Origin of the sequence: Pantoea sp. MBLJ3 (assembly GCF_000816655.1) — a bacterium.
In the GTDB taxonomy this organism is placed as follows: Bacteria; Pseudomonadota; Gammaproteobacteria; order Enterobacterales; family Enterobacteriaceae; genus Pantoea; species Pantoea eucalypti.
In genome coordinates, this window is the sequence record NZ_JSUT01000029.1 from 497056 (window position 1) to 524047 (window position 26992).

Consider the following 26992-nt stretch of genomic DNA (forward strand, 5'->3'; position numbering starts at 1 on the left):
GGCAAACGGCAGGGCAAAAAAGTTGGCGTTGCAGGAAGCGCCCGGATGATGAGGATAAAGGGGGAAATGACGCGGCATAATGGAAAAGCATGACCAGGACGCCTGCGGCGCCCTTAATGAAAGCCGGTTAAGTCGTAATCATGAGGCGTTAGCGAGCTTCACTGCCGTATCAAAATCCGTGATCAGCACATCAAGCAGGCCAGATTTTAGCGACGCCACGATGCCTTCATATTTCTGCTCTCCTCCTGCTACGCCAATCACGGTTTTGGTATTACGCAGCTGCTCTGTTGAAATCCCGAACCCCAGCCGGCTCATCGGACTGTCAAGGATCTCTCCTTTGCTGTTAACGAGCGTTATGCAGACGTCAGCCGCAATATCATCCCGGAAAAGTGGCGCCTGCCATTCTTCCGGAAAAATATCACACAGGCTTGACGATCCCGTTTTCCAGGCACCAATGCCCGTGATCACGACATCCAGCCGGGAATAATACTGCTGGGTGTCCATCACGGCCGGATCGCTGGCCAGCTTTTCTGCCAGGCTTTCATCATCCACCCACATTGGAACATACATAGGATGCGCCTTTCCCTGCGAGATGGTCGACAGCCTGTGGATGAGATCAATCGGTCCCTGGCTGAATTCTATACCGGGATGCACACCTGACAGCTGCACAACATCCAGCGCCGGCAGGCTGGTCAGTTGGTTCACAGTGCTGGATAATACCCGTCCCCAGGCAATGCCGACCGTCATTCCTGCGGTGAGGTAGTTGCTGAGATAACTGGCCGTAATGCCACCCAGCTTCTCATTGAGCTGCTCCTGACTTGCCCAGGATTCAGATACCGAAAGCACAACCGCGTTCTGCAGGCCGTATTTCTGGCAGAGACTGTGCGCAATTTCCTCATCCAGCATCTGCTGCTTTGGAAACAGAAACTTCACATACTCCTGCTGAATCGCCTCATCAATCAGACGGGCAGCCTTGAACCGCGAAATCTCCAGCTCCTCAGCAATTTCTGTTTTCGTTTTCATTTCCACGAAATAACGCCGCACAACGAGCGAATAGATGTAGCGGGGATCGTAACCGGACCAGCGGCTGTTCTTGATACGTTTAGGCATAGCGAATTCCGTTTTAGTCAAAAGTAAATCTCATTCAGGATAACCTGACATCCCTGCATTTTATTCAGAAGAGTATCGTTTTATGCGCTCATATGGTATCTGATGTGCTTTGCATTTTCCTACAGTGTGACTGCTGGCACGCAAACTGTGACCGGCGTGGTGAGATGTTCTTTGCCGTCATACAGCGACGCTTGATATACGCATAGTCCTGCGAAAGACGGGCGCGGAGACCAGCATGAAAGCGAAAACCAGGCAGATCCGTTACCAGGCCGGGCGATCTGCTGTCGTTCATGTCGCTGTTAAAGGACTCCGTACAGGCCGCGAGCGCAGCCGCTGGTGATGGAGTCACGTTTTCCGTGCCGCTGACGCCGCATACTTTCCGCCACAGCTACGCCATGCACATGCTCTTTGCGGGCATTCCGCTGAAAGCGCTGCAGAATCTGATGGTTCATAAGAGCATGAAGTCCACCGAGGTCTATACAAAGGTGTTTGCGCTCGACTTGGTGGCCCGGCACCGGGAGCAGTTTCATATGCCGGGCAATGAGGCGGTAGCAATGCTCATAAAAACAATCTGAGAAGTGGTCATTAGCCGGGCGGGTTCAGTTCAAAGCAGTTATGGCTTTGTACGCACAGGAGTAGCAGGTACTTATCCTGCGCGGCCACAGGTTATTTTTGCTTTACGGCAGCGGCATATTTTCAGGGAGCAGCTTCTATGGATTTTTTACACTCAAATCCTGATTGTCGAAATAGCGTTTCTGCAGGACGGAATAGGTGCCGTTGCGGATAATGTTTTCGAGACCCTTATTGAGCAGCCGCTTCGTGCTGCTGTCACCCTGACGGATGCCGTAAGCAGATCCCCTGCTGAACAGATCCGCATCCGTCACTTCCGGCCCTTTCAGTTCAAAATCAATGCCCTGGGGCGTCCGAAGAAAGCCATATGTCAGCGCAACGGAAGGTACCAGGGCCCCCTCCACCCGGCCGGCATAAAGGTCCTCGTATATAGCCTCAAGGTCAGGATAGTTTTTTACAAACACACCTGCAGGCCGCCAGTATTTATCCGCATACGCTTCCTGAATGCTGCCCTGCTGTACGGCAATATTTTTTCCCCTAAGGCTTTGCGTCTCAGGCAGAAGATGAATTTCCTTTCTGGCTACCAGACGAGTTGGTAAATGAAATACGTAACGGCTGAAGTCGATAGCGTCCTGTCTTTTCCTGGTGACGCCGAGTGGCAGTATCACATCCACTTTTCTGGCCAGCAGCGCCGGAATTTGTGCATCGAAAGTATTAACGACATAGATGCATCTGACGTTAACGGATTTACATACAGCCTTCGTGACGTCAATTTCAAACCCCCCCGGCTCCCCGTTCTTGTCCCTGTACTGAAACGGGGGATTAGTCAGATCGGCCCCGATGCGAAGAGCGTCACGGACGGCGGAGGCTGCCGGAAAGCTCACAAATATGATGATGGCCGTCAGCAGGCCTGTTTTTTTATGCATGGTAATGTCTCTCGCTTTACTTTTGTGTCAGGAAAATGATTTATCCTGCAGACACCATGTGAACGGCGTAGCACTGATGCTGCGCAGATTAGTCCTGCTGTTGCGCCTTATACCTCCAGTATCAGGCCGTATATCCGGCCGGCGGGTCAGCTGTACCAGGAAAATGAGCTCCATTCAGGAAACACAAGCCGTTATCCCATACCACCGCCGGAGGACAGGCTGCACCCCGAGACGCAGAATATTCAGGATTGCTGCTAAGAAACAATGCCGGGTTACGACTGGCTGTATCCCGGTTGAAAACAGGCTGGTTATGCGCACAAGAATACGGACCACCAACTCAGTTTCATCAAGTGGCATTCGTAAGAGCGTCCGAAGGGAGCCGCTATCGCGGATGCACTCAGCTATTGCAGGCCCTGAACCCTGTACATTCTTTTTCATAACAACCCTGATCCCCCTCTCCAGTAACATGTCTTCTACTGGCAAATGATGCCTCGCCTTATCGCCTGTCAATTTGTGCATAAATGGCATGCGCCTATTACGTGCAGATGACAGTTCCCCGAGCGATACGGAACTCAATCAACCGGCAGAAACGTTACTGCACATAAGCAGTGAAGAAAGAAAGTGACCTGCTCCCCGAAAACTAACATGCCATGATGCAGGCAACGTCCGCTTTTGGCACAAAGCGGACATGAATCATGTATAAAACTCGTTAAGAGAGAAATTGATATTAACAATCTTTCCTACCTCTTATGAGGTAATTAGTAACATCAGCATGGGCTAATTACTGGGTGACAGGTTAGACCTTGTTGCAATTCAACCTAAACATTCCCTTTCTTACGCCTGCTATAAAGTTAATGAACAGTTAACCGATAATGATGATTAAGATGCTTTCAATCTGCATTATTTTTGTTCTTATAATAATTAATTCAGCAGGATGTAAAAATGAGTAATATTCTTAACAATATTAATCTTACCGCTAAGTTTGCAATTCTGGGCTTGTTTTGCCTTGTTCTTTTTTCAGTTCCTACCGTGCTTTTTGTGTCAGAAGGTAATAAATATATTCAGGACAAGCAGAAAGAAGTAACAGGAGTGCCTGCTGAAAACAAAATCCTTGCCCTGTTGAATCTGATACAGCGCCATCGCGCTGAAACAGCCCTCGCTATTGCGCAAAAAAATCCTGCCACCTCATCGCGTCTAAGTGTTAGAGATGACATTGTTACTATCACCGATGTCATCAAGAAAGAGATGGCGCAGACAGAAGGCAGTGCGGGTTTAATCGATAAAATTAATGGGGTGCGTGCACAGTGGGACGCGCTGCAGCAGGACATTGATGCTTCGAAACTGGATCAAACGGCCAGCCTTGACGCACATGCGCAACTCATCCGCAAACTTCTTAACACAAACCGCGACGTGCTGGATTTTTACGGTCTGTCGCTTGATTCAGATATCAGTACGTACCGCCTGATTACCAGCAATTTCTCATCATTGCCTGAGCTTACCGAAAGTCTGGGTAAAATTCGTGCGTTCGGGACTTCACTGCTTGCCAGGAAAGAAGCCGTTAGTGAGGCTGACTCTGTCCGTATGGAATCATTAATCAGCACGGGTGCCTATAATCTGGATATGTTTGCTCAGGACTCAGAGAAGCTTTTTTCGTCTGATACAGGGCTGAAGCAGAAATTCAGTGCCGATGCCGACGGGGCCGTACAGGAAGCCCAAAATGCCCTGAAAACTGCAGGTGAGTTATTTATTAGCCGCAGTATGACGAATCAGAGTCCTCAGGACTATGCCGCACTTTTTACCAGCGCGATTAACAGATTCAGCACCTACGCGATTGCGGGCGGTAATGAACTGAATGACATGCTGAACCAGCAGATTACGGACCACCGGCATGCACAGTATGGTTTGCTGAGCGTTCTTCTCTTTATGGTCCTGCTTTCTGTCGTTTTCGCATTGATTATTATCCGTTCTGTAACACGACCTATCGGTGCCGCGTCCAAGCTTGCGCTTGAAGTGGCAGAAGGCGATCTGACCGCATCTTTTTCCGTGACAGGACGCAATGAAACAGCCGGTCTGCTTAAGGCATTACTGCAGATGAGTCAGCGCCTGACGGTGACGGTAGAAAACATTAAAAGTAATGCTGTCACCATTGCCACCTCATCTGAGGAGATTGCCCGCGGTAACGGCGATCTTTCTGCGAGGACGGAAGAACAGGCTGCATCGCTGGCTGAAACAGCCGCCAGTATGGAACAACTCTCTTCGATCATCGGCAACAATGCTGAAAACACCCGCCATGCTGCAGAAATGGCCAGCTCGGCTACCAGCGCGGCATTGCGTGGCGGTCTGGCAATGGAATCAGTGCTGGGTTCCATGGAGAAAATCAGCAGCAGTGCAGGGCAGATTAAGGAAATCATTTCTGTCATTGATGGGATTGCGTTTCAGACGAATATTCTCGCGTTAAACGCGGCTGTTGAAGCTGCCCGGGCCGGTGAGCACGGTAAGGGCTTTGCGGTTGTTGCGGCGGAAGTCAGATCGCTGGCACAGCGCTCGGCTGGCGCGGCGAAAGAAATTAAAGGACTGATCGAACAGTCTGTGGAGAATGCTGAGCAGGGCATTTCGATGGCCCGGGATGCAGGTGAAAAAGTGAAGGAGAGTATGGATGCGATTGAACAGACAGCACAGCTGGTGAGAGAGATTTCATCTTCTTCAGAAGAGCAGAGTGCAGGCGTATCGCAGATAAATATTGCCGTTACTCAGATGGATCAGGTCACACAGCAGAATGCCGTGCTCGTTGAAGAATCAGCATCGTCTGCTGATGAACTTGCAAGTCGAGCCGCTAATCTGAGGGACGCGGTTAGCGTGTTCCGCACAAACGCTGGTTAAAATTTCTGTTAAGTGCTTTTTTATATGTCTGTAAACGGCGTGCTGCCAGGCGCATTTCTTAGGCCTGTCATCTCAGTAACAGTATTCCATAAGCCATCCTACGGGATGGCTTAATTCCTTCCTTACGTAACGTTGGCACAAAGCGGACATACGTGCTGCAAGGTCCGCTATGAGCGAGAAGCGGACTTTGTATTACTGGTATCATTGAACTCTTAGAGCATTCCACTCATCGCGGGTGATTTCCCAAAGCTCAGAATCCAGAAGGCCGCTGACATACTCCTTCTTAACAGTTTTGATAAGCCGCATTCCGCTAGTGACCGAAATACGCTGAGAGCGGCTGTTAAGGGCTGCTTTAGGTGCGCGTAACACCGGCTTATTCAACACATTGAACCAGTAATCTGTAGCCGCAATACTAGCCTCACGCATATAACCCTGACCCTGATATTCCGGTGCGAGCCAGAATCCGCGATTGTTGTCTTCTTCGTCGTAAAGACAGATCAAGCCCATGACTTTATCTGGTATCTCACGATTTCTGATAGTCCAGAACCATGCAATTCCTTTCGCCATGTCAGGCAGAGCAACGTTATTGACGTAATTCTCTGCACCATTCTCTGGATAAGGCCAGGGGACCGATGCCACCATATAGCGGACTATTTCCCAGCGGGGATAAAGCGTCTGGATCTGCTTAGCATCTTCGGCGACTAATGGTTTTAAAAGCAACTGATCTGTTGTAAGTGTGGGGGTTAGCATAGGCAATCATCCTTACTGGTTAATAAATTCCTGATCAGATTTTGTTTACCTTACGAAAAATATGCACATACCGTCATCTGTTACATCATGCAAAGATGGTATTACGGCTTCAGCGTCCGCTTCTGGCAGCAAAGTGAAATGCGGCAGGCTAAGGTCCGCTATGAGCGAGAAGCGGACATCACGATTCATTCACCTTTTGCAAAAAGGAAAATTTTCTGTTTATGACATCAGGTCTTTCAGCGATGACTTTAAAGCATCAAGGAAGACAGTAACGCGGCTCGGTAGATAGCGCTTTGTGGGAAATAATGCCCATATCGCCAGCATGTGAGGCTCTACATCAATAAGAGGTATTTCAACGAGTTCTCCGGCTGCAAGTTCAGAGTGAACATCTGCTTTTGTTAATTGAGCCAAACCCGCACCGGCCTTACACATGCTTCGGACACCTTCAACATTGTTGCAAATTAACCGTGGCTCAAATAGATGGCTGAGTTGATTTCCATTCTTTGCAAACGTCCACTGAGACACCATTGTTGTTCTCAAACATTGGTGATTACTCAGTTCTGCAAGACTGCCGGGTCTCCCGTATCGTGACAGATAAGCCGGTGAAGCACAGAGAACCCGGGGATTGCTACTGAGTCTGTGTGCAATCAGATTTGAATCACTGAGGGGGGCGACCCTGATGGCCACATCGTATCCCTGACCCACGATATCCATCACATCATCGCTGAGGTTGAGATCGATTTTTATTTTAGGATTTTGTTCCATGAGATCAGGCAGCAGGGGAAGTATGTAACGTCGGCCGATACCGGAAGGAGCCGTAATTTTCAGCAGTCCTGAGGCCCCGCCAGCGTCCTCGCTGAATATAATCCGCGCGCCCTGCTCTGCTTCCATCATGGTTCTGGCATAAGGAAGAAATTCTTCGCCCTCACTGGTCAGCGAGACGGCGCGGGTCGTACGCTGAAATAAACGCACACCTAAATCCTTTTCCAGTTGAGCGAGATGTCGCGACACGCTCATTGCACTCATATCAAGCCTGCGGGCGGCCTTAGAAAGATTGCAGGTTTCCGCAAGAATGGTGAACAGTTCGACATCGCGCAAATTCATTTTATCGACTTCCGTTATACAGTGATGCATTTTCTACCAGTATTACATTCATAATAACGGGATTATAATTATTTTTATTATAATTGTTATCGGAGAGTCATCGTGTATCACGCATCTTTATATCAAGCCAAATCCATTAACAGTATCCTATTCCGTAATCGAATTATGGTTGCCCCTATGACGCGTATCTCCGCGTCTGAAACTGGCGTGCCGGGTGAAAAAATGCAGGACTATTACTCCCGCTTTGCCCGTGGGGGTTTCGGTGCCATCATCAGTGAAGGTATCTATATTGACCAAGCGTGGTCACAGACCTATGCGTTTCAGCCGGGCATTGTGAATGAAGAACAGATCTCAGGCTGGAAAGTTATCGTCGAAAATGCTCATCAGAACGGTGCATGCGTTATAGCTCAGCTTATTCATGCCGGGGCACTGTCTCAGAAAAATATCTATCGGCCGGACTCTGCCGGTCCTTCTGCTGTAAAGCCTAAAGGTAAGCAGCTTGAGTTCTATCATGGTTCCGGAGAGTACTGCACACCCCAGGCGCTTAGTGAAGAGCAGATCAGCGACGTCATCTCCAGTTTTGCTGAAAGCGCAGAGCGGGCCGTCGGTGACGCAAAATTTGACGGGGTGGAGATCCATGCGGCTAACGGGTACCTGCTTGACCAGTTCCTGACAGACTATACAAACCAGCGTACAGATAAATGGGGCGGTTCACTGGAAAACAGGCTGGCCATTACGCTGGAAGTTATCCGCGCAGTGCGTCGCAGAATTGGCGCAGACAAGGTTCTGGGCGTCAGAATTTCACAGGGAAAAGTGAACGATTTCCATCATAAATGGAAAGAAGGTGAAGAAGGCGCCAGGACAATTTTTGGTCTGCTCGCAGATGCCGGCGTGGACTATATCCATGTTACCGAATACAAATCCTGGCTCCCTGCATTCGAGAACGGCGATAAGAGCCTGGTTGAGCTTGCCCGTGAGGCCGCTCCGGAGACAATTATCATTGCTAACGGTGGGCTGGATGACGGTGAAACGGCAGAAAAACTGCTGGGTATGGGGGCTGACTTTGTTTCCATTGGTAAAGCTGCGCTAGCCAATTCTGACTGGCCACGTAGGGTCGGTGGCGGTCTGCCACTCCACGAGCTGCCTCAAGACATTCTCTCTCCGGTTGCGGACATCAAGGAAAAAGAGCGCTTTTAATTGTTATCACCAGTAGTTCTGAAACCGAGGAGTTAAAATGACTGATAACACGAAAAAAACGATCAGGATCTTATTTCCGCAGTGGCAGGGTGGCAATCAGGAGCTTTACGGGTTTGGTGCCCGACTTCTGCACTGGCTTTCCCCGGAAACATGCTCCCCTTTGTACACTATCAACGTACCGGAATTCAACCCGGACTCACCTGAGCCTGAAGATGGGCTTCTTTATCGCCGGCAGTTACTCAGCCAGCATGATGAGGCCTGGGCGGTACTGGAAAAAGAAGATCCAGATCATATCGTGGTATTTGGCGGTGACTGCCTTGTGGACCAGGCCCCTTTTGCCTGGATGAACCACAAACACAATGGCGAGATGGGTGTACTGTGGATTGATTCACACCCTGATGTGAAGACTCCGCGCGATTTTACAAACGGCCATACTATGGTACTGGGCAATCTTTTGGGCGGCGGTGATCCGGAGTTTGCTTCTAAAGTACAGACCCCGGTAGAACCCTCACGCGTCATGTATGCCGGCCTGATTAAAGAGGGGCTGACAGAACAGGAAATGGCCGTTATCAGCGAGCTGGGTCTGCAGGTAGCCCGACCGGAAGAGCTTTATGAAAGCAGTGGCAGGATCACCCGCTGGATAAAAGAACAGAACATCCACAAACTTGCCGTGCATCTGGACCTGGACGTCCTCAATCCGGACGTTTTCCGTTCGCTGCTGTTTGCGGAGCCTGAACCTGAGTTTGACTGGCAGGCGGTGTACCCGGTAGGAAAACTAAATCTTGCTCAGACGCTTAAGATCATCCGTGATGTCTCTGCTGAAACAGAAATTGTGATTATAGGTATTACCGAACATCTGCCGTGGGATGCCTGGAATCTAAAAGAGTTTCTTAAAAAACTCCCTATTATGAATGAGTAAGTCCCAGGACTGATGTTTTCATCATGTTCAACTTCAGGATGGGCGAGCTGCTGACACTAAACATCAGGATCAAAAGAACCTTAACTCTCATTACCAGTGATGTCCGCTTCTGGCACAAAGTGGACTAACGCAAGACATATGTCTGCTATGAGCGAGGAGCCGACGTTGTTGTTACGGTCATGCTGTAACAATCGGTCATTATTTAGCGATCAGAAGAGGTTGCGGTTGATGTGTCCAGAGAGTGACAATTCTGCTTTTGCACCTGCGATTTTCTGGAACGATGCCAAATCACCTTGCCCAAGACTGGCCTACTAAGTGGAAAGTTCTAGCTCCTTTGCTGATCAGGATAGGGAATCAAATTTCCTAACTCTGCCTTGAAATTAAGATCTTATGACCTGATATGATTTGTAGCGATTGCATATCGCAGTCGTCCTCTGGAGAAAATAAAAATGACAGACTTCTACATTTCAGCAATCCGTATGGATAGTAAAGGGCAGCATATCGAGTGGGTAAAAACCCATAAAAATATTGATAATAAATCACTTGATCGTGAAGGTTCTGTGAACTCAAGAAAGTTTGTTAGTGAGTTGATCAGTTCCGGTAAAATTACCTTTAGAACCGTAACTTGGAACCAATCCACTAAGAAATGGGATATCGGCGCTGTCGTTGAAGTTATGGACAGTGGGTATATTACGACTGACCCAAACAAAACTGAACTAGATAACTTGGGGAACTTACCCAGATTTTAATCTGATATACAGAGCAACCAAGTTTGAAACCGCCTTACAAAGGCGGTTTTTTTGTTCACACTTTTAACATGCAAATCAATAATTAATGCAACGTCCGCTCCTGGCACAAAGCGGATGGAGTCAGATGAACGTCCGCTATGAGCGAAGAACGGACCTTGCTAAAAGAAGGTGTATCAGAAGCTGAGCACCACAGAGGGTCTGATATTCTTTTAGATACAGAAGCCCGGAGAAACCGAACCTCTGTAAAGCCTTATTAAGCGTAGATAATCACTAGATTTGCGCTGAGCCACCGTCAACAAACAGTTCGCTTCCGTTAACGAAACTGCTGTCATTCGATGCCAGGAACAGTGCCGCAGCGGCCACTTCTGCGGGGTCAGCCAGCCGGCCCAGCGGCGTGGTGGATTCAACCGCACGGATCATTTCACTGTTGAATGTCTCGTCAGGTGAAAGACCATGCCAGCCTGGAGTCGAGGTTGCGCCTGGCACCAGAATATTAACCCGAATCTTTTTCGGTGCCAGCTCAAGGATCCATGCCCGTGCAAAATTGCGCACGGCAGCTTTGCTGGCGCTGTAAACGCTAAATGCCGGCACGCCGGTCGTGGCACTGGTAGAACCGGTCAGTATGACTGAAGCTCCCTCTTTCAGTAAAGGCAGCGCTTTCTGTACGGTAAAAAGTGTGCCTTTAACATTGGTGTCAAAAATTCGGTAATAATGCGCTTCAGTAACATCCGCCAAAGCGGCGAAATCTCCGCCGCCAGCGTTGGCGAAAAGTACGTCAATATGCCCGGCCTGCCGCTGAACTTCCTGAAAAAATGCCTCAAGATCCTGCATTTTAGAGATGTCGCTGGGTATCCCCACCGCATTATGGCCCACTTCCAGAACAGCTTGTTCGAGTTCGGCTGCACGACGTCCCGTCATAAAGAGCTGCGCGCCCTCCGCGGCAAAACGCTTCGCCGATGCCAGTCCGATGCCACTGTTAGCGCCAGTAATAACCACAACTTTTCCTGTCAGTTTGCCCATGTTTTTGTCCCAATTGCGAAGTAAAAAAAGATAGTAACGCTATACCTTCTTATGTAACAGTACCTACCTAAAGGTATGTATAAGGAAAAAGTTATGGAGCCGATCTGCGGCCTTGATGTGGCCTTTCGTTATATTGGCGGTAAATGGAAACCCATTATGTTATTCCATCTTCAGTTTGGTCCGCGTCGTTTTGGAGAACTCAAACGACTCGTTGAAGGTATCAGTGAAAAAGTGCTGATCCAGCAACTCAAAAATTTAACAGAGGACGGCATTCTGGTAAGACATGATTTCCAGGAGGTGCCGCCTAAGGTTGAATACAGCATCACTGAGTTTGGTCGTTCGCTGGCGCAGGCGTTACAACCTCTTTGCGAATGGGGAAACGCTAACCGCTTTCGCCACCAGGCTGAAGAACAGCAGTAAAGGGATGCCTGACAGGCATAGGGTGCGTGTCTGAAACCAGATAATATTCAATGGAGAGAATGGCAATCGATAGGGATGAGGTGATTGCTGATTTTAACAGCAAGATTGACCTGCTCCCCGTTGATAGATATACGCATCTGGCACAAAGCGGACAAGCTAACTGAGCTGAGGTCCGCTATGAGCGAGAATCGGACATTGCAGATATCGCGATGTATAAATCTTTGGAAAGCAGGTCACAGATCCATGTTCTCATGACCCCGCAAAGAGTGACTCCCGGCTAATTAGCAAATCGGATTAAAATGGGTGCTCATGAGGGAGGATTTTTATCTGCTGCCTCACCACGTATGACCATCCAGATCCCGACAGAAGAAATCGCCATACCGAAAGCCATCTGCCAGGAAAGGGGCTCATTGAACATAGCCCATGCCCAGATCATTGTGACAGGTGGACTGAGGTACAGCACGGTGGTAACACGGGTTGCTGAGCTCCGGCGTAGACAAATCCAGTAGAGACCGTAGCCACCAAAAGTTGGCAGAGTCGCCGTCCATAAGACGCTGAGCGTGAATCCCAATGTGGGGATTGGTGCCAGGTCGCCGTTAATGCCGCCAATTACAGCAAAGGCAATTACCGCGACGAAACACTGGAGCCAGAGATTGGGCAAGAGATCCATTGACTGTGAATCATTACTGCGTTTCTGCCAAAGCGTTGCTACTGCAAGCGACAGCATACCCGCTACCGGCAAACCATAAGCCCAGAGTGGGGCGTTGCCAAAAGTGAGCACGTTACGGGTCACCCATATCACGCCGAGCAGTCCCGTGAGAAGCCCAAGCCAGACCCGGGTGGCTAACCGTTCCCCCAAAAATGCTGTCGCCAGCAGCGCCATTCCCAGCGGAAGCAGGTCAGCACACAGGGCTGCGAGTCCCGCCGGGACACCTAATGCAATCCCCTGGGTCACACCGATCATGTATCCGACCATGGCCAGCAGGCCGATTCCGGCATTTATCATTAGTACTCTGGAAGGTATTTTTAACAGGGGTCGGAACACGAAGGGTAAGAGGAGCAGCGTTAACAAAACATAGCGCCAGAACACGACCAGTAATGCTGGGGCGTAATTAATCGAAAAGCGTGCGCCGATGAAGCCTGAACTCCAGGAAAACAGTAAAGCTACCTCAAGCAGCGGCAGAGGAATGGTATAAAGCCAGTTAAGGCTTAACGACTTTTTTCTTTGAAATTGATTTAGTTTGCTCATTCCAAAAAGGTAATAGATGGGTGTAATCTGGTAAATCAAAATGATATGTACAACTGGTTTAAAGAAGGTAAACATTGACCACAACGCTTTCTATCGAGCTACTTCGCACTTTTCATGCTGTCGTACGAACAGGAAAATTCAGCGCTGCAGCTAAACTCCTCCATAAGAGTCCTGCGGCAGTGAGCATTCACATTCAGCGTCTGGAGGCCGTTGCAGGTGGGCAGTTACTGCAACGCGATAATCAGTCCGTAATGCTGACTGCACTAGGGAAAAAGCTTCTGCGCTCAACAGCAGAGCTCCTGCGCTCGCACGATCAGATACTGGCTGACCTTCATGGGGCGAATCTTACCGGGCGAATCATCCTTGGCATGCCTGATGAGTATGCTGCTCAGGTTATCCGGGAGATACTTCCTCCATTTAGTGCGGCGTGGCCGAACGTTGTAATGGAGTTGAAAATGGGGCCCAGTAACGAGCTTGAAGAGTGGATAGATCGAGGAAAACTGGATGCGGCAGTGGTCGTCCAGCCTAAAGAAAAAACCAGTCCCAATGCGCAGTTGTTAATGTCAACCACGCCCGTCTGGGTAGGTCCTCTGAACAATACTGTGGCGCTTGAAACCCCCTTGCCTCTGGCTGTCTACGCAGCGCCATGTATTTATCGTAAGGCTATTACCGCCTCGCTCAAAGCTTCAGGTCGACGTTCGCGCATCGTGCTGGAGAGCCATTCAAGTAAGGCGGTCCAGGCATGTGTCGAAGCAGGACTGGCCGTAAGTTTAATGGATCGGGGAAAGGTATCAGGCCACATGGTTATTCTTGAGAATATGCCTACTATTCCTGACCATAATATCGTGTTCATACGAAGCGCCCAATCATATGGGGACGAAGCTGTAGATCTGCTTTCAAAAGCGCTTCATCAATCATTCCGGCTTTAAATGGCTAATAACATGATGCAATCAGATGTTCTTATCTCATCATTACTGTGTGAAAGATTTCCTTGTAAAAAGCACTCCTGTTTCTTTTCTCCAGTTATCGATTAGTCTTTGGCAAATATCGCTGATATGTCCCTGTAACATAAAAATGCTCTGTTATGTTGGATTTTATACATAAGTAATGTCCGCTCCTGAAATAAGGCTGCAGTTGCAGCCCTCGCAAGTCAGACTTTAATTGACGCAGATACCTCCAGAACATCAATTTCGCAGGCTGCATCAGAAACTTTCAGCAACAGTCCCTGCCATCATCATTAATCGTCCGCCGGTCCGAGCCATGACATAACCTGTCAGCGGCGAAACCAGCCCCATGACCAGCATGGCAACGGTAAGGCCAGAGAAAGTCACCACCGGAGACCAGCCCGTCTCTGCCAAGATGGCGGTTCCGAAAACGCCGGGCATGTAGAACGTAATTCCCCAGTTGATAAGCTGTGCCATACCAACGCAGAAAATATTGCGCCCGGTCAGATGTCCGTCTGTCATCAATTGCTCTCCGCAAGCGTTGCGTCGCCCTGTCCGAGCGCGCGCTGCAGAATGACCGTATCGAGCCAGCGCCCATGCTTAAATCCTACCGACCGGAGTGTGCCGGTGATGCTGAAGCCTGCAGCACTATGCAGAGCAAGAGAGCCCCTGTTTTCGCTATTTCCCACCACGGCTACGAGCTGGCGAAAGCCACGGGCTTCTGCCCAGGCTATCGCATGGGATAACAACATTTTGCCGGTGCCTCGTCCCTGATAATTGACATCCATATAGACGGAATCTTCCAGGGTAAAACGGTAGGCGCGACGTTCCCTGTAAAAGGAGAGGTAGCAATACCCCCGGACCTGTCCGTCCTCAACCGCCACAAACCAGGGCAGTCCTGCTGAACGCACCTTTTCCAGTCGGGCTGCTATTTCAGCTGCATCCGGCGGTTCGGTTTCAAAAGTAGCGGTGCCCTGTAATACGTGGTAAGCATAAATCTGCTGGATAGCAGGAATATGTTTTTTATCTGCTTCTGTTATTTCCATCGGTAAGGCTCTTTTTCTTCTGAGAAACAAAGACTAACCCGGGTAAATAATTTCAGTCAGACTGCGGGACTTATCAGCGGTATAAGGAAAACTTTGACATGGCAAACCTGAACCTGGATCACCTTACGACTTTCAGGATGGTCATCAGCCGGGGCAGTTTCTCTGGCGCAGCAGACGCTCTCGGACTCTCACAACCTGCTGTCAGCCTGCAGATAAGACAGCTGGAGCAGACACTCCAGGTCCGCCTGATTGAGCGAACCAGCCGGGGAATAAGACCCACTCCAGCGGGGCTGACTTTTTCTGAGCACTGTATAAAAATTGATTCAGTAATCAATACAGCCATTGAGTCAGTGTCTCTGCACTCAGACGACATAACCGGCACCGTTACTGTCGGCATGGGGGCAACGGCCTGTATTCATCTTCTGCCTCCCGTACTGCAGCAGCTGCGACAGGCACATCCTCTGCTAAAAGTAGACGTCCGCACGGGCAATACTTCCGATATTGTCCGGAGCGTGGAGGAGAATCGTATAGATATTGGGCTTGTAACACTTCCAGCTAACGGCAAATGCCTGAGAGTAAGCCCGCTAGGCACTGATGAGTTTGTTGTGATCATGGAAAAGGATGCACCAGATCAGAGCGTGAAACCGCTGTCTCCCGATGCCCTTTTGTCACTGCCGCTGATTGTTTTTGAACCTGGGAGCGGGACACGCGCCTTGATCGACGAATGGTTTCATAATGCCGGGCTAACTGTCAGCCCCATGATGGAGCTTGGCAGTATTGAGGCCATTAAAAAGATGGTACGTTCCGGTCTGGGCTACAGCATCGTTCCCCGTATGTCTGTTGCAAATATTGATGAAAGGCAGGGTCTGAGTCTTTACTCTGTGACGCCCTCGCTTCATCGAACTCTGGGGACAGTAATGCGAGAGGATCGGATTGTCAGCAGGGGCATGAGTGTCATACTGAAAAGACTACAGGCTGGTTTTGCAAAAGATGAAATCAGCTAAGTATTTCCGGATAAAGTTGTCTGGCAGCGGCGGCTGGTTTGCTCCAGACAATATCCCTGCAGCTTAAGCCACCGGTGGCCTCTTCCGGCACACCGCGGCGGTCAGAATAGATCTCCCGCCACCTTAAGCTCTCCGGCATACCGGGACGTTGGCCTGATTACGCTAACTGGCAGACAGCTTAACTTCGCCGAACCGCCAGAAGCGGCGTTTCGGGTCTTATGGCCTGGGTCTGTTAGAAAGTAAGTAGTGACATTCGATATGTAACGAAGAATGGCGTTTGCATCACGTGCGGGAACAATGTCGGTTAAGGGCTAAATGCAGTCTTTTGCTAATTACTCAGTAACAGAGTTGGTATGCTTTGGCTTTCCTCTAAATGAAACTCTCACAGCGGGACGGATATCATGAAGCAGGTCAGAATCTATACACTCAAAGACAGACAGTCAGCAGAAATTTATTTTCACAGACACTGGCCCCAGCACATGGTCTCTCTTCCGGCCTTTGGTATATATGTCAATCATGTTTATCTGGGGAAAGAATGTCAGGTCATTGCAACAGTGACGTATCAGGAAGGGGCCGAAATAGAAGCCTTAAATCAGAAATATATGACCAGCAAGGAGTTCATGTCTGACATGGACGGCTTTGATATGTCTTCAATCCTTCGCGTGGATGAAATCAGCATTAAAGAATCGCTTTTCTGACTTCGTAACGTTCTGAACCAGCACGAGTGTTCCGGTCTCAGTCATTTAAATTAATACGCAGCCACCAACCAGCCCTTAAGGCGTGGCTCAGATACAAAGCATTTTACCGGTCCGCTTACGGTATCAAGCGGACTGACGTCAGGCTAAGGTCTGCTATTAACGATGATCAGGCATCACCGATGTAAGGGCCTTACCTGTCGGTAACACGTTTATACAAAAATCTGGCGACCCGGCCTGGAATGCGTCCAGCCAGGCTTGCCCCAGTCTTGTGCGTTTCTCAATCTTATCCCACTGGCGTGAAGTGATGTCAGCCATACGCTTTTGAGTGGCGTTAGCCTTTCCATTACCCGAAGCGTTATATTGCGCAATGCAAGTTCAGTATCAAGGTTGGAAAACGCTTTCAAGTCAGTTGGGATAACATTATTTTGAGATACCCACATACCGACCTCTCCTGTTGGTTCAAAGCCATCTACTGGCAATTCATATCTGTAAATTTTCCCGCTTTGAAAACGTGATAGCCATGCATGTTCAATACAAGCAATCGCCGTGGCCTGGGAGTCACTGCCCATCCATTTTTCAATGTCCACTCTGTTTGTGTCAGGTCGTGGCCAGTAAATGATACGTGGGCACTCACGAGGGAAAAGATAAAGTAATTCATGCGCTTCATCCGTAGCCCATATCAGTGAGCCGTTTAACCACTCCTGCCCGGCAGGTCGATCAACATGAACCCTTAACTGGCGAGGTTTAAATATAGTAATATCAGAATTATCACTGAAATGAAAAAGACGCATTAAGACTCCGTTTAAAATGAATCGAGCACGCCAAACTACTAATATTGAATAAATAAAGTTTCGTCTTTATGAATGATTTCTTAAATTAATTTTTCAGGCAGGCAGATATTGATCATCTTTGAAACTGGATGCGTGAAGCGTCCATTTCTGGCACATAACTGCTGATGCAAAATGAGGTTTGTAAAAAAAATGCCCCTCTGTACATAAAGTCACCCTGGATGGGGGCTGGTCAGATGAGAATGAGCAGCACGTCAGGAGATTGTCATATAAAAATTTCAAGGAGTCAGGAGAGACGATTATAGTTATCCGAGACGAGGAAAAACATGAGTTAGCCTCATGACGATCAGGCAATTCTGCCCTTTAAAAGATAACTACTCATGTTTGTAATCCGTCATTGAAGACAGCCGTCTGAAGTGTTCTCTCAGGATATCTGTTAACTCAAAAATACACTCGAGATGTGTGCTGCCCTCAACAATTCGCCTGGTTAAATGCGGATTGCCGCAGCTCCTGAAAAACTCATCCATTCTGCTTACATCAAACAGTTCGTCATGCTCAGCAAGCATGATTGTTAGTGGAATCGAAATCGCTTTGAGTTGCCTTGCTGGATTACGAGGGGTAAGGGCATTAGCCATATTAACGCTATAAGTCTGAACGAAGTCCGGCCTCGAATTGATCACCTCACAGGGAAATTTAAGCCTTACTCCCGTAGAATGACCACAAAGAAAACCCCCACTCATTGCATTGATTATGAAGCTCCAACGGTTTATCGATGCAAAGGGAATGGAAGAATCCCGGTTCAGATTCGGGGGTAAAAAAGGGCCTAACGCTGGGGCTAGCAAAATCAGGCTTTCAACTTTCCGCGATAGAGAATATTGCGTAAAGTAGTTGATCAGCATGCCACCGCCACTGGAATGACCAAGCAAATGAACCCTGGCATCGCTAAAAGAAGCGCGAGCATAATCGATGACTTTATCAACATCCTGCCAGATTTGCTCAGGGCTTGAAGCATCCCCTCGGATTCCCGTTGAGCGACCGTGCCCACGGAGATCAATGAGATAAACACAGACGGGTAGAGCGGAGCTCAACTGTCTTGCAAGAATGTCGTAACCAGCATCAGAGTTAACACCACCACCGTGATATACGATGAGAACCTCATCCACGATCGTTTTTGGCTCATATCTCCTTATATACAACCCATTGAGTTGTCTTTCGATGACTTTAGCAGGAGGAAGTAACTGAGCATTGAGCTGTTCAAAGCGCTCGATAAAACGGGTGAAATCAATCACGTTTGAATTCCTTATTAACAAGATTCACTGCCTGTGAAGTTCTAACATCAAGCATGCACATTGTACTGTATGTGAGGGAAAGCTTTTATCATAAGCGTTCTTTGACGCTCCCCTACTGAGACTCATGGAGCATTTCTGCGGACTGACGTCTGCGAGGAGCGAGCATTGTTTATACGTATGCCTTAGAATCAGAGGCTCGGCTACATTACGTGCATAATTGATATGCTATCGGAACAGGAAAATCACGGAAAAACTCATGGACAACACTTCGCTGGTTACACTCTTAAAATTTAAACGCTGGATTGATGCTGAAACGCTAAAGGTGATTAAAGGCATCAGTGAATCTGCCTATGCAGAAAAGCGTCATCTGATGCTTAGACTGATGAACCATATTTATGTGGTTGATATGATCTTTAGAGCAAATATTTCGGGGCATAAGCATGGCTACACTGCCCTCAACACCCCTGAAACACCCTCAGCAGATGAACTTGAAGTTAAAATGAACGACTGTATAAACTGGTATATCCAGCGCGTAAGTTCGATGTCTCCTGCCGATTTAAAAGAAACAATTAAGTTCAGCTTTGTCGATGGTAGTGAAGGAGAAATGACTGCTGCAGATATGATAAATCACATGCTCTTTCATGGTTCTTACCATCGCGGGGCGGTGGGCTGGTTAATTTCTGAGTGCAAGGGTACTCCGCCAAAAGATGTGCTGACAGTTTTCCTGAGAGATCATAATCACTGACAGATATTTTCTTCAGCTCTTTAACGATCTGGCGATTTCGATGGCCGCTTTGGCAGGAAGCCAGCCTTAATAACAATAATTTTTGGGTAAAGACGTTAGAAACAATGCTTAGAGTTTTCTCAACATTATGGCGGAATTGCCAGCATACAATCTGTTCAACAGCACAGACTTTATACCCACACTGCCTGTGCGAATCGCCGTCCCACAGCAAATGTTGATTATTAGATCGTTGATCTGGTACTCACATAACGTCTTCGCTGAGACCGGAGATCCAAACTGAGCGGGAAGCGGACATCACCAAATTTTTGTGTTACTTGTGTGCGTATTCATTTCAGCCAGCAACCAGCGCTCAAAACTGTTTAGAGCTGGCTCACTTATATGCGTGTCCGTGGGTTTTATTAAACAGAATCTTTTGCTCAGGCTATCTGATGCAGGCCACGGTGAAACAAGTGTGCCGCAACTTAATTCATTCTCAATATACATACGAGGAACTAATGCGACTCCCTGCCCCGCCATTACGGCCGCGATGGCCATTTCATGCAGATCGTACCGCGCCCCCTGCGCCGGGTTATCAAGCTCTATTCCACTCTCCTGCGCATAGCGATGCCATGCATCAGGATTCTGCCGCCGATGAATGCGCGGAAGTTTATTTAATTGCTGATTGACGTCATCATCAGTTAACAAAGCAGGATGGCAGACAGGCAGCAGATTTTCCTGAAACAGAAATTGCACACGCATACCTGCCCACGCGGAATGCTCAAAATGAATCACCGCATCATAACCACTGCCAGGCAAAATAAAAGGATCCGTTCTGGCGGCAATATTTAACGTTATTGCCGGAAACAATGCGTTGAAGCTGTTCAAACGGGGAATAAGCCAGCGGCTGGCAAAGGTCGGCAGGACGGCGATATCAAGGCTTTGACTGCCTTGTGGCAGGCCCAATATGTATTGCGTATCTCTTTCAAGGCGCTCAAGGATTTCACGCACGTGATGCGCGTAGCGCGCGCCGACCGGATTAAGTTTTACCCGGCTTCCCACACGGTCAAACAGTTTACAGTTCAGCAACGCTTCCAGGCGCGCAATCTGACGGCTAATCGCCCCTTCTGTTAAGGATAACTCTTCTGACGCCCGGGCAAAGTTTCCGTGTCGCGCTGCAGCATCAAAAGCCTGAAGCGACGCACTACTGGGTATTTTTCTGCGCATATAAAAGCTCTTTGCTCTTGCCTTTAGTGACTAAATATCACTGACACATGACATATTATCGATTTTAAGCGATTAAACCAGCTTGTAGCATGATGAAAAATCATTGAGCAAACCTGTTTGCTTGCGTTGATAACTCATGTGGAGATGGGCTGATGTTCTATACCGTAGAGTGTTCATATAACGATGCTGAAAGCGAGGCTGACTGGAATGCGTTTTACAGCCAACAAAAGTTACCCGCATTAATCTCTGTTACTGGCTTTACTACCTCTCAACGTTTTCGTGCTCTCAAATCTGGCTGCCCTGCTTATCTTGCTATTCACACCGTCAATGATGCGGAGGTGCTCAGCAGTGAGGAGTACCGTTTAAAAGGAGGCGGTAATTTCTCCCGCTGGCAGGCCTTCATTACTGACTGGCATCGTAACCTGTATGCCGGCGAAGGCCTGATCCCAGGGCTCTCTGCCGATGAGATTCTGCTTATCAGCACTAAGACAATTGACGTCCTGGAGACCGAGCTGGGCTATCACGGACTTGAAATGGATGCGGTGGCGCTGGATAAATCACCTTTACATCGCGTTATCTATGCCCTGCCTTATGAAATTGCTTCGCCCTTCATGGATATGCCCGGAGTGTACCTCTACGAGTCCCTTATTCCGCAATTGCAGAGCACTGAAAAAGGGATGCGATAACATCATGCCTAATCTGACTTTTTATTTTTCTGAAAACCACGCTGACCGGTTCAAAAATCTCTGCGATTTTACCGACGCATGCAGCGCCCTCTGCTGTGACATCCTCGGCGCAGACCGCGAAAATGTGCATATCATTTTTATTGTTGTAAAACCGGGCTGTGGGCAGCCGGTGTACGCCGAGCTCTTTTATCGGCTGACAACATTGAGAACCCCTGAAGTGATGGAGAATTTTATGCGAGAACTGGATGTTGTCACCCAACACACCTCTGGTCTGACGGCCCGAATACGCTGCTTTGGCTCACAAGCAGAACACCTTTTCGCCCGCAACTGACCCCGAGGTCGTGATGATCAATCCTTTTCCGTTCCGCCAGGTTGGCGATTTTCAGATAACCGCGCTAAGTGACGGCACGATAAATGCCAGTCTGGAGCTGCTATCAGGTATTGAAAACGCTGATGCGGACGCTATTCAGTACCGTGCCGGAATCGATAAACCCGGTGATATCCATATTAACTGTTACCTTATTCGCGGCCGTGGACGGGTGATGCTGGTTGATGCTGGCCCCGGCGCGCCGGGACACCTTATGGCAAATCTTGCTGCATTGGGCGTCCGCCCTGATGACGTGGATACCGTTTTATTAACGCACTGCCATCCGGATCATATTGGAGGCCTGCTCGATGCTGAAAAAGAGCCGGTTTTTAAATGCGCTGAAATTATTCTGCACCCTCTCGAAGCGCAGTACTGGCGGGATGATAAAAAACGCGAAATGGCGAATGAGCGCGGGCAGCGTAATTTTTTGCTGGTACGGCAAACCTTAAATGTTTATGCCCCAAACATCCGCTTTTTCAACGGTGGGAAAATAGCCGAAGAGATTCTTCCAGTATTTTTACCAGGCCACACGCCTGGGCATACCGGTTTTCGCATCGATTCCGGGAATGAGAGATTATTAATATGGGGTGATATTGTCCACTACCCGCATATTCAGTCAGCACAACCGGCTGTTTCAATTTTATTCGACGTCGATCCTGCTCAGGCCGGGGAGACACGTAAAAAAATAATGGAACAAGCGGTCAGCGAGAAACTGCTCATTGCAGGCATGCATTTAAATCAGGCAGGATTTGCCCGTGTTCACAGGGATGGGAGTACATACCGCATCTTCTATTCAGATGAATAAGCAGATATGCCTGAGGAGCACACCCATGTTTAAGACCGTTCAATATCATCAATGTCCGCTTCTGGCACAGGGTAGGTCGCCCCCAAAAGTTTCTCCAAAATAAAAAGTGACCTTATTCACATAAAGTCACTTCAGATAGATTTTAGCCTGATGAGAACGGGAAGCCTGCACTCAAATCAGTGCCTTACTCCTTTCTTCGTGGTCAGCATCTTACCCAGCCCGGCCGCCTTCGCGAAGTGTAAGACGTGCCAGCTGCCGGGATTTTCGCCCCGCTACCACCATCGCCACAACAAACACCAGCGCAAACAACACAACGATCGTTGGCGCTGGGGCGCTGTCGATAAAGAACGAGAGGTAAACCCCACTCAGCGACACCAACACCGAAACCACGACCGCCACCAGTAACGCATGCGAAAAACGACGGGTGAGAAGCACCGCAATAGCGCCAGGTGCTATCAGCAGAGAAATTGACAGGATAATCCCCACCGCTTTCAGCGTCGCCACAATGGTCAATGAAACCATGCAGAGCAGCCCGTAATGCAGCCAGCGCGCCGGTAAGCCAGAGACCTGAGCCTGCTGCGGGTCGAAGCTGAACAACATGAAGTCACGCCACTTCACCGCAATCACCATTACGATGACCGCTGCGATAACAAATGTCTGAAAAATATCCGCGCCAGTAATGCCCAGCATGTCCCCAAACAGAATGTGATCGAGATGCACTTCAGGTTTCACGGCGATATACAGGATTAGCCCCACAGCGAACATGCCAGAGAAGACGATGCCCAGCACCGTATCCTGTTTGATACGGCTGTTGTCCTGCAAAAAACCGCTGGCGACAGCGCAGAAGAGACCCGCGACGAACGCGCCCACCCCCAGCGGCAGCCCCACCATCCAGGCGAGCACAATGCCGGGAAACACCGCATGGCTCATGGCATCGCCCATCAACGCCCAGCCTTTCAGCACCAGAAATACTGACAGCAACGAACAGGGGATGGCTACCACCAGCGCGATGAGTAACGCACTGTTCATAAAAGCGAACTGGAAAGGTTCTAAAATCCACATCAGCCAGGCTCCTCATCAGGTTGCTGGCAGCTGCGACGCCGGTTAGCCAGCAAGCCATGTTTCGGCGCAAACACAAACGCCAGCAGGAACAGCAACGTCTGCGCCACCACAATGATGCCGCCCGTTGCGCCATCTAAGTAGTAACTCACCCATGCACCGAGGAAACTGGTGATGCTGCCAATCGCGACGGCAATCATCAGCAGACGCGGAAAGCGATCGGTGAGCAGCCACGCCGTTGCGCCCGGTGTTACCACCAGACAGATCACCAGGAACGCGCCGACCGTTTGCAGCGCCGCCACGGTTGAGACTGCCAGCAGCGTAAAAAACAGAACTTTCAGGCGTTCAGGCCGTAATCCGATGGCGCGTGCGTGATTTTCATCAAAAAAGGTGACCATCAGGTCTTTCCACTTAAACAGCAGTATGATGATCGACAGTCCGCCAATCAGCGCCAGCTGAAGGATATCCGCGGGCGCAATCGCCAGAATATTGCCCAGCACAATTGTCTGAATGTTCACGGCTGTCGGATTGAGCGACACCATAAACAGCCCGAGACCAAAGAATGAAGAGAAGATGAGACCGATGATCGCATCTTCTTTTAATCGGGTGCGCTGATTAAGCAGCAGCATGCTGCCCGCCGCCAGACCACCTGAGAGAAATGCCCCCAGCGCAAACGGCAGCCCCAGCATGTAAGCGCCTGCAACACCCGGCACGATAGAGTGAGAAAGGGCATCACCAATCAGCGACCAGCCTTTCAGCATGAGGTAGCAGGAGAGAAATGCGCAGAGTCCGCCAACCATAGCGGAGACCCACATCGCGTTGAGCATGTAGTGATAGCCAAAAGGCTCCAGTAGCAGTTCCATGGTCAGTTCCCATCTTCACGTGTCGTGCGAGGCGCAATAAAAGGCCGTTCGTCATCAGTGATGATCTGATCGTCCAGCCCTTTCACCATGACATGACGCAGTACGCCGCTGAATGCGCGCTCAAGGTTTGCGGCAGTAAAGGTGGTCCGGGTCGGGCCGCTGGCCAGAACAGTGCCTTTAACCATGACGGTGTAATCGCAGAACTCGGTAACGGACCCCAGATTATGTGTGGAAACCAGCATGGTCTTGCCTTCATCGCGCAACTCACCCAGCAGACTGATGATTCTGGCCTCTGTCTGAACGTCCACGCCGGTAAACGGCTCATCCAGCAGGATAACGCTGCCCTGCTGGGCAATGGCGCGTGCCAGGAATACCCTTTTCTTTTGCCCGCCAGAAAGCTCACCGATCTGACGATGGCGGTAGTCAAGCATATCGACCCGCGCCAGCGCCTCGCTGACAATCTGCTGGTCGTGCGGTTTAGGCCGGCGTAGCAGGCCCATATGACCGTAGCGCCCCATCATGACGACATCCTCAACCAGCACCGGAAAAGACCAATCCACGTCTTCCGACTGTGGCACATAGGCTACAAGACTTTTGCGCAGTGCCTGGCGCGTCGGCATACCCAGCACCGAGATGCTGCCGCTGGCAAGCCGGACAAAACCCATCAGCGCTTTAAACAACGTTGACTTACCTGAGCCATTCACGCCTACCAATGCCGCAATCGATCCGCCGGGTACGCGGAAACTGGCGCCATGCAATGCGGTGTGACCGTTACGATAGGTCACGGTGACATCAGAAACCACGATGGTATCGGTCATTTTGCTCTCTCCCCCGCTTTAATGCCCTTGACCAGTGTCTCTGTGGTGACGCTAAGCAGATCAAGATAAGTCGGCACCGGTCCCTGAGCGGTGCTCAGTGAGTCAACGTAGAGCACGCCACCGTAATACGCACCGGTTTCCCTGGCGACCTGTCGGGCGGGCTTATCCGATACCGTGCTTTCGCTGAACACCGCCGGAATTGCATTTTTTTTCACCTGATCAATGACGTTTCTTACCTGTTGCGGCGTGCCTTGCTGGTCAGCATTAACAGGCCAGAGATAGAGTTCTTTCATACCCAGATCACGTGCCAGATAGGAAAAAGCGCCTTCGCTGGTGACCATCCAGCGCTTATCCGCTGGAATCCCGGCAATCTGTTGCCGTAATGGATCCAGCGCTGCGGTGATTTTTTGCTTATAGGCTGCTGCGTTCTGACGATAGATATCCCCATTAGCGGGGTCATATTTCATCAGTGCGTCGCGAATGTTATCGACATAGATCAGTGCATTGTCCGGGGACATCCACGCGTGAGGATTTGGTTTTCCGTTGTAGGGCCCCTCGCTAATTCCCATTGGTTCTACACCAGCAGAGACCACGACTTCCGGAACACCATCCAGATGCTGGTAGAAGCGCTGAAACCAGCGTTCGAGATTCAGCCCATTTGCCATGATGAGCTGCGCACCCTGGGCACGCTTAATATCGCCGGGCGTAGGCTGATATTCATGTATCTCAGCACCCGGTTTAGTAATGGAAGTGACTTCAGCAGCCTCGCCCGCCACGTTTTTCGCCATGTCAGCAATGACCGTAAACGTTGTCACAACCTTAAATTTTTCTGCTGCATTACAACTGGCAGCCGTCACCAGAGTCAGCAGAGCACTCAGTAACAAGGTGGCTATTGGTTTTACTGTCGTCATCAGAGCGGTCTCCAGAGTTGATTAAGAAAAGAGCATAATTAGCATAGGCTATTCTTTATAGCACAGGCTATACCGTTGAGGTAGCGCGTGGATGTGAAGTTTCTTCAGTTGTGAAGCCTGGATGTCAATTTCTGTAAGAAGTTGCTTTATTTTATTGATATACAATAATTTTTTTATTTCATGAACGCGTGCACAGTGAATTTATCTGGCGACTCTCTTCTTTTTCACGCCAGCAAAAATAAATGCAGAAGCGATTAACGTGTCAGGATAAAAGCAATCACCCTGCGCATTTAACAGAGGCAGGTGTATTAGCGAATTGCACAGGCATGACACATGCAACCCTCAACGATTAAAATAATATTATTGATAGGTAGAATTGATTAAGTTTCGTGAATTTTTTTGCTACAGTTAATGTTACTTACCGCAATCACACAGGAGGATATTTTGTATTTTTCCAGCGACGAAAAAGCGAATGTCATCATTGGCGAAGCTGCAATGAACCTGTTTAATGCCGGTCAGGAAGTGAACGTTGAACTTTTGATTAATGAGCTAAAAGTGATGGCTGGATCTGAAGTGAATGATAATCGTCTTGAGCAGATACAGCATGCGCGTCAATGGCTGATGGGGTTCAAAACTATCGGTTCCCGCAGCACCAGCCCCGCGAACTGGTTATCAACAACATTTGGTAAAGAACCTGCTGACCCGCTCTCCGCGGATGACATTTTCCTGAAGCATTAACCTTACCCACGCCTGTTTACCGACCTGCCTGTACAGGTCGGAGCACTTTAGCAGTGAAAACCGTACAGGTATTTGGTACAATTTCCCCCCACCACACACTCTCTTAACTAATTGATTTAAATCAATAAGCACTT

28 protein-coding genes and 1 pseudogene are annotated in these 26992 nt (G+C 49.2%); 14 read left to right on the forward strand and 15 right to left on the reverse strand.

Annotated elements, in window-relative coordinates; genetic code table 11:
• Positions 1 to 138 precede the first annotated feature (138 nt).
• Positions 139 to 1110: a sugar-binding transcriptional regulator gene (locus NP77_RS21525; RefSeq protein ID WP_008924523.1), complete on the reverse strand. Its 972-nt coding sequence runs from the start codon at positions 1108 to 1110 to the stop codon at positions 139 to 141.
• Between the two features lie 314 nt (positions 1111 to 1424).
• Here NP77_RS21525 and NP77_RS21530 point away from each other — a divergent pair.
• Positions 1425 to 1685: pseudogene (locus NP77_RS21530) on the forward strand (tyrosine-type recombinase/integrase); the annotation flags it as partial.
• A gap of 135 nt (positions 1686 to 1820) precedes the next feature.
• On the opposite strand, the gene NP77_RS21535 reads toward NP77_RS21530, so the two are convergent.
• Complete coding sequence (locus NP77_RS21535) at positions 1821 to 2606, reverse strand: transporter substrate-binding domain-containing protein (RefSeq protein ID WP_039661687.1); 786 nt, start codon at positions 2604 to 2606, stop codon at positions 1821 to 1823.
• A gap of 942 nt (positions 2607 to 3548) precedes the next feature.
• Here NP77_RS21535 and NP77_RS21540 point away from each other — a divergent pair.
• Entirely contained in the window at positions 3549 to 5486 is a 1938-nt protein-coding gene (locus tag NP77_RS21540; protein ID WP_039661689.1) for a methyl-accepting chemotaxis protein, read from the forward strand.
• A 201-nt stretch (positions 5487 to 5687) separates the two neighbouring features.
• Here NP77_RS21540 and NP77_RS21545 read toward each other — a convergent pair whose 3' ends face one another.
• Positions 5688 to 6236 (reverse strand): GNAT family N-acetyltransferase, encoded by a 549-nt coding sequence (locus NP77_RS21545; protein ID WP_008924515.1) that lies wholly within the window; start codon positions 6234 to 6236, stop codon positions 5688 to 5690.
• A 219-nt stretch (positions 6237 to 6455) separates the two neighbouring features.
• Positions 6456 to 7340, reverse strand: a complete 885-nt coding sequence (locus tag NP77_RS21550) for a LysR family transcriptional regulator (RefSeq protein WP_039661691.1) — start codon at positions 7338 to 7340, stop codon at positions 6456 to 6458.
• Between the two features lie 102 nt (positions 7341 to 7442).
• On the opposite strand from NP77_RS21550, the gene NP77_RS21555 reads away from it, so the two are divergent.
• From NP77_RS21555 to NP77_RS21565, 3 genes are all read left to right on the forward strand, one after another.
• Complete coding sequence (locus NP77_RS21555; protein ID WP_039661692.1) at positions 7443 to 8537, forward strand: NADH:flavin oxidoreductase; 1095 nt, start codon at positions 7443 to 7445, stop codon at positions 8535 to 8537.
• A 37-nt stretch (positions 8538 to 8574) separates the two neighbouring features.
• The gene (locus NP77_RS21560; protein WP_039661694.1) at positions 8575 to 9456 is read left to right on the forward strand and encodes an arginase family protein; all 882 of its coding nucleotides are present in this window, start codon (positions 8575 to 8577) and stop codon (positions 9454 to 9456) included.
• A gap of 449 nt (positions 9457 to 9905) precedes the next feature.
• Positions 9906 to 10205 (forward strand): DUF3892 domain-containing protein, encoded by a 300-nt coding sequence (locus NP77_RS21565; protein ID WP_039661696.1) that lies wholly within the window; start codon positions 9906 to 9908, stop codon positions 10203 to 10205.
• A 270-nt stretch (positions 10206 to 10475) separates the two neighbouring features.
• On the opposite strand, the gene NP77_RS21570 is transcribed toward NP77_RS21565, so the two are convergent.
• Positions 10476 to 11225: an SDR family NAD(P)-dependent oxidoreductase gene (locus NP77_RS21570; protein WP_039661699.1), complete on the reverse strand. Its 750-nt coding sequence runs from the start codon at positions 11223 to 11225 to the stop codon at positions 10476 to 10478.
• Positions 11226 to 11318: 93 nt separating this feature from the next.
• Here NP77_RS21570 and NP77_RS21575 point away from each other — a divergent pair, with 93 nt between their 5' ends.
• Positions 11319 to 11645, forward strand: coding sequence for a helix-turn-helix domain-containing protein (locus tag NP77_RS21575; protein WP_039661702.1), 327 nt, complete (start codon positions 11319 to 11321; stop codon positions 11643 to 11645).
• Positions 11646 to 11952: 307 nt separating this feature from the next.
• On the opposite strand, the gene NP77_RS21580 is transcribed toward NP77_RS21575, so the two are convergent.
• On the reverse strand, positions 11953 to 12969 hold the full coding sequence (locus NP77_RS21580) for a DMT family transporter (protein ID WP_003854311.1): 1017 nt from the start codon (positions 12967 to 12969) through the stop codon (positions 11953 to 11955).
• On the opposite strand from NP77_RS21580, the gene NP77_RS21585 reads away from it, so the two are divergent.
• Positions 12969 to 13823: a LysR family transcriptional regulator gene (locus NP77_RS21585; protein ID WP_039661705.1), complete on the forward strand. Its 855-nt coding sequence runs from the start codon at positions 12969 to 12971 to the stop codon at positions 13821 to 13823. The genes NP77_RS21580 and NP77_RS21585 overlap by 1 nt on opposite strands.
• A 273-nt stretch (positions 13824 to 14096) precedes the next feature.
• Here the strand turns inward: NP77_RS21585 and NP77_RS21590 are convergent, their stop codons facing one another.
• Both NP77_RS21590 and NP77_RS21595 read right to left on the reverse strand, forming a co-directional pair.
• Positions 14097 to 14360 (reverse strand): hypothetical protein, encoded by a 264-nt coding sequence (locus NP77_RS21590; RefSeq protein ID WP_003854315.1) that lies wholly within the window; start codon positions 14358 to 14360, stop codon positions 14097 to 14099.
• A complete protein-coding gene (locus NP77_RS21595) occupies positions 14360 to 14884 on the reverse strand; it encodes a GNAT family N-acetyltransferase (RefSeq protein ID WP_003854316.1) in 525 nt (174 codons plus the stop codon). The genes NP77_RS21590 and NP77_RS21595 overlap by 1 nt, the downstream gene beginning before the upstream one ends.
• Before the next feature lie 98 nt (positions 14885 to 14982).
• Here NP77_RS21595 and NP77_RS21600 point away from each other — a divergent pair, with 98 nt between their 5' ends.
• Both NP77_RS21600 and NP77_RS21605 read left to right on the forward strand, forming a co-directional pair.
• Positions 14983 to 15888, forward strand: coding sequence for a LysR family transcriptional regulator (locus NP77_RS21600; protein ID WP_003854318.1), 906 nt, complete (start codon positions 14983 to 14985; stop codon positions 15886 to 15888).
• A 401-nt stretch (positions 15889 to 16289) separates the two neighbouring features.
• Positions 16290 to 16586: a hypothetical protein gene (locus NP77_RS21605; protein ID WP_039661708.1), complete on the forward strand. Its 297-nt coding sequence runs from the start codon at positions 16290 to 16292 to the stop codon at positions 16584 to 16586.
• 209 nt (positions 16587 to 16795) lie between these two features.
• Here NP77_RS21605 and NP77_RS21610 read toward each other — a convergent pair whose 3' ends face one another.
• Positions 16796 to 17377: a DUF6886 family protein gene (locus tag NP77_RS21610; protein ID WP_033763136.1), complete on the reverse strand. Its 582-nt coding sequence runs from the start codon at positions 17375 to 17377 to the stop codon at positions 16796 to 16798.
• 371 nt (positions 17378 to 17748) lie between these two features.
• Positions 17749 to 18663, reverse strand: coding sequence for an alpha/beta hydrolase (locus NP77_RS21615; protein ID WP_003854325.1), 915 nt, complete (start codon positions 18661 to 18663; stop codon positions 17749 to 17751).
• Between the two features lie 256 nt (positions 18664 to 18919).
• Here NP77_RS21615 and NP77_RS21620 point away from each other — a divergent pair, with 256 nt between their 5' ends.
• Positions 18920 to 19408: a DinB family protein gene (locus NP77_RS21620; protein WP_003854327.1), complete on the forward strand. Its 489-nt coding sequence runs from the start codon at positions 18920 to 18922 to the stop codon at positions 19406 to 19408.
• A gap of 294 nt (positions 19409 to 19702) precedes the next feature.
• Here NP77_RS21620 and NP77_RS21625 read toward each other — a convergent pair whose 3' ends face one another.
• Positions 19703 to 20611 carry a LysR substrate-binding domain-containing protein gene (locus NP77_RS21625; RefSeq protein ID WP_003854328.1) on the reverse strand — a complete coding sequence of 303 codons (909 nt, stop codon included), beginning with the start codon at positions 20609 to 20611 and terminating at the stop codon, positions 19703 to 19705.
• 152 nt (positions 20612 to 20763) lie between these two features.
• On the opposite strand from NP77_RS21625, the gene NP77_RS21630 reads away from it, so the two are divergent.
• From NP77_RS21630 to NP77_RS21640, 3 genes are read left to right on the forward strand one after another with little or no spacing between them, the layout of a single operon-like run.
• Entirely contained in the window at positions 20764 to 21297 is a 534-nt protein-coding gene (locus tag NP77_RS21630; RefSeq protein WP_003854331.1) for a hypothetical protein, read from the forward strand.
• A 4-nt stretch (positions 21298 to 21301) separates the two neighbouring features.
• On the forward strand, positions 21302 to 21628 hold the full coding sequence (locus NP77_RS21635; RefSeq protein WP_039661712.1) for a hypothetical protein: 327 nt from the start codon (positions 21302 to 21304) through the stop codon (positions 21626 to 21628).
• Between the two features lie 13 nt (positions 21629 to 21641).
• Positions 21642 to 22469: an MBL fold metallo-hydrolase gene (locus NP77_RS21640; protein ID WP_039661714.1), complete on the forward strand. Its 828-nt coding sequence runs from the start codon at positions 21642 to 21644 to the stop codon at positions 22467 to 22469.
• 210 nt (positions 22470 to 22679) lie between these two features.
• Here NP77_RS21640 and NP77_RS21645 read toward each other — a convergent pair whose 3' ends face one another.
• From NP77_RS21645 to NP77_RS21660, 4 genes are read right to left on the reverse strand one after another with little or no spacing between them, the layout of a single operon-like run.
• Positions 22680 to 23531: a metal ABC transporter permease gene (locus tag NP77_RS21645; protein WP_003854336.1), complete on the reverse strand. Its 852-nt coding sequence runs from the start codon at positions 23529 to 23531 to the stop codon at positions 22680 to 22682.
• Positions 23531 to 24391 (reverse strand): iron/manganese ABC transporter permease subunit SitC, encoded by an 861-nt coding sequence (gene sitC / locus NP77_RS21650; RefSeq protein WP_008924495.1) that lies wholly within the window; start codon positions 24389 to 24391, stop codon positions 23531 to 23533. Before sitC ends, NP77_RS21645 begins: the two co-directional genes overlap by 1 nt.
• Before the next feature lie 2 nt (positions 24392 to 24393).
• Positions 24394 to 25209: a manganese/iron ABC transporter ATP-binding protein gene (locus NP77_RS21655; RefSeq protein WP_008924494.1), complete on the reverse strand. Its 816-nt coding sequence runs from the start codon at positions 25207 to 25209 to the stop codon at positions 24394 to 24396.
• Positions 25206 to 26120, reverse strand: a complete 915-nt coding sequence (locus NP77_RS21660) for a metal ABC transporter substrate-binding protein (protein WP_039661716.1) — start codon at positions 26118 to 26120, stop codon at positions 25206 to 25208. Before NP77_RS21660 ends, NP77_RS21655 begins: the two co-directional genes overlap by 4 nt.
• Before the next feature lie 444 nt (positions 26121 to 26564).
• Between NP77_RS21660 and NP77_RS21665 the strand changes: the two genes are divergently transcribed.
• Entirely contained in the window at positions 26565 to 26858 is a 294-nt protein-coding gene (locus NP77_RS21665; protein ID WP_003848278.1) for a hypothetical protein, read from the forward strand.
• Positions 26859 to 26992: the final 134 nt, after the last annotated feature.

What these genes read in the sequence shown, in the direction of transcription:
- NP77_RS21525 (WP_008924523.1), bottom strand. Translation starts at nt 1,110, where the DNA reads ATGCCTAAACGTATCAAGAACAGCCGCTGGTCCGGTTACGATCCCCGC.
- NP77_RS21535 (WP_039661687.1), bottom strand. Translation starts at nt 2,606, where the DNA reads ATGCATAAAAAAACAGGCCTGCTGACGGCCATCATCATATTTGTGAGC.
- NP77_RS21540 (WP_039661689.1), top strand. Translation starts at nt 3,549, where the DNA reads ATGAGTAATATTCTTAACAATATTAATCTTACCGCTAAGTTTGCAATT.
- NP77_RS21545 (WP_008924515.1), bottom strand. Translation starts at nt 6,236, where the DNA reads ATGCTAACCCCCACACTTACAACAGATCAGTTGCTTTTAAAACCATTA.
- NP77_RS21550 (WP_039661691.1), bottom strand. Translation starts at nt 7,340, where the DNA reads ATGAATTTGCGCGATGTCGAACTGTTCACCATTCTTGCGGAAACCTGC.
- NP77_RS21560 (WP_039661694.1), top strand. Translation starts at nt 8,575, where the DNA reads ATGACTGATAACACGAAAAAAACGATCAGGATCTTATTTCCGCAGTGG.
- NP77_RS21565 (WP_039661696.1), top strand. Translation starts at nt 9,906, where the DNA reads ATGACAGACTTCTACATTTCAGCAATCCGTATGGATAGTAAAGGGCAG.
- NP77_RS21570 (WP_039661699.1), bottom strand. Translation starts at nt 11,225, where the DNA reads ATGGGCAAACTGACAGGAAAAGTTGTGGTTATTACTGGCGCTAACAGT.
- NP77_RS21575 (WP_039661702.1), top strand. Translation starts at nt 11,319, where the DNA reads ATGGAGCCGATCTGCGGCCTTGATGTGGCCTTTCGTTATATTGGCGGT.
- NP77_RS21580 (WP_003854311.1), bottom strand. Translation starts at nt 12,969, where the DNA reads ATGTTTACCTTCTTTAAACCAGTTGTACATATCATTTTGATTTACCAG.
- NP77_RS21590 (WP_003854315.1), bottom strand. Translation starts at nt 14,360, where the DNA reads ATGACAGACGGACATCTGACCGGGCGCAATATTTTCTGCGTTGGTATG.
- NP77_RS21595 (WP_003854316.1), bottom strand. Translation starts at nt 14,884, where the DNA reads ATGGAAATAACAGAAGCAGATAAAAAACATATTCCTGCTATCCAGCAG.
- NP77_RS21600 (WP_003854318.1), top strand. Translation starts at nt 14,983, where the DNA reads ATGGCAAACCTGAACCTGGATCACCTTACGACTTTCAGGATGGTCATC.
- NP77_RS21605 (WP_039661708.1), top strand. Translation starts at nt 16,290, where the DNA reads ATGAAGCAGGTCAGAATCTATACACTCAAAGACAGACAGTCAGCAGAA.
- NP77_RS21610 (WP_033763136.1), bottom strand. Translation starts at nt 17,377, where the DNA reads ATGCGTCTTTTTCATTTCAGTGATAATTCTGATATTACTATATTTAAA.
- NP77_RS21620 (WP_003854327.1), top strand. Translation starts at nt 18,920, where the DNA reads ATGGACAACACTTCGCTGGTTACACTCTTAAAATTTAAACGCTGGATT.
- NP77_RS21625 (WP_003854328.1), bottom strand. Translation starts at nt 20,611, where the DNA reads ATGCGCAGAAAAATACCCAGTAGTGCGTCGCTTCAGGCTTTTGATGCT.
- NP77_RS21630 (WP_003854331.1), top strand. Translation starts at nt 20,764, where the DNA reads ATGTTCTATACCGTAGAGTGTTCATATAACGATGCTGAAAGCGAGGCT.
- NP77_RS21635 (WP_039661712.1), top strand. Translation starts at nt 21,302, where the DNA reads ATGCCTAATCTGACTTTTTATTTTTCTGAAAACCACGCTGACCGGTTC.
- NP77_RS21640 (WP_039661714.1), top strand. Translation starts at nt 21,642, where the DNA reads ATGATCAATCCTTTTCCGTTCCGCCAGGTTGGCGATTTTCAGATAACC.
- NP77_RS21645 (WP_003854336.1), bottom strand. Translation starts at nt 23,531, where the DNA reads ATGTGGATTTTAGAACCTTTCCAGTTCGCTTTTATGAACAGTGCGTTA.
- sitC (WP_008924495.1), bottom strand. Translation starts at nt 24,391, where the DNA reads ATGGAACTGCTACTGGAGCCTTTTGGCTATCACTACATGCTCAACGCG.
- NP77_RS21655 (WP_008924494.1), bottom strand. Translation starts at nt 25,209, where the DNA reads ATGACCGATACCATCGTGGTTTCTGATGTCACCGTGACCTATCGTAAC.
- NP77_RS21660 (WP_039661716.1), bottom strand. Translation starts at nt 26,120, where the DNA reads ATGACGACAGTAAAACCAATAGCCACCTTGTTACTGAGTGCTCTGCTG.